The sequence below is a fragment of the Pseudomonas edaphica genome (assembly GCF_005863185.1).
In the GTDB taxonomy this organism is placed as follows: domain Bacteria; phylum Pseudomonadota; class Gammaproteobacteria; order Pseudomonadales; family Pseudomonadaceae; genus Aquipseudomonas; species Aquipseudomonas edaphica.
In genome coordinates, this window is sequence record NZ_VBVZ01001036.1 from 1 (window position 1) to 1,018 (window position 1,018).

Annotated in this window: 1 protein-coding gene and 1 pseudogene; one reads left to right on the top strand and one right to left on the bottom strand. The window is 58.5% G+C overall.

Annotation, left to right across the window (positions count from 1 at the left end; translation table 11 throughout):
- Positions 1 to 2: 2 nt before the first annotated feature.
- Positions 3 to 623 (bottom strand): flavin reductase family protein, encoded by a 621-nt coding sequence (locus FEM54_RS33060; protein ID WP_099549418.1) that lies wholly within the window; start codon positions 621 to 623, stop codon positions 3 to 5.
- Positions 624 to 815: 192 nt separating this feature from the next.
- Here FEM54_RS33060 and FEM54_RS33065 point away from each other — a divergent pair.
- Positions 816 to 1,018 (top strand): annotated as a pseudogene (locus tag FEM54_RS33065) (hypothetical protein); the annotation flags it as partial.

Here is a 1,018-nt window from a genome sequence, read left to right on the forward strand (position 1 = left end):
GGTCAGCGCGGGCGATACATCTTGAACAACGCCTCCGGTCCCAACTGGAAATAATCCGCCGGGCCACCGCCGCGCAAAATCGGCTCAGCGGCCGCCGTGTCGTAAACCCCATCCTTGAGCAGCCACTTGGCAATGTGCACGGCAACCACCTCACCGAGCACCAGCCAGCTAGGCACCAACCCCTTGTCGGCACGCTGCAGTTGAATGATCTGCGTCACCTTGCATTCAAACGACACCGGGCTTTCGCCCACCCGTGGCACCGCGACGATTTTCGAGGCCACCGGCGTCAGGCCGGATAACTCGAATTCATTCACGTCCGGCGATACGGCCGCGCAACTCTGGTTCATCTGCTCGGCCAGCGGGCGGGTGGCCAGGTTCCACACGAACTCGCCGGTCTGTTCGATGTTGTTCAAGCTGTCTTTGCGCCCGACACTGGAAAACCCAATGATCGGCGGGATGTAGTTGAACGCGTTGAAGAAACTGTAGGGCGCCAGGTTCAGGCGGCCTTCGCCATCGTGTGACGAGATCCAGCCAATCGGCCGTGGGCCGACTATGGCATTGAACGGATCATGGGGCAGGCCGTGGCCGTTGGCGGGTTCGTAGAAATGGATATCGTCGGACATGGGCCAGGGTTCCTGCTGCGCGTTGGAGGAGGCCGTCATAGTGCAATCCAGAGCGATGAATTTCCATCGCGCGTATGGAATTTTCATTGATTGCCCACCTATTTTTCACAGCCCTGCGTTCAGTCTGCGCGCCAGGTCGGCACCCCTTTAAGTCGGCTGATTGAAAGACTGAGCTTCGGAGCCTTCTCGCACATGAACAAACTTCCTCAGATCACCCTGGCGTTCTGGGTCATGAAAATCTGCGCAACGACCCTGGGCGAAACCGCCGGGGATTTGCTCTCGATGACCCTTAACGTCGGCTACGCCATCAGCTCGATGATCCTGATCAGCGTGTTTCTCGTCACGCTGCTGACACAGCTCTGGTCGAAAACCTACAACCCGGTGCTGTACTGGAT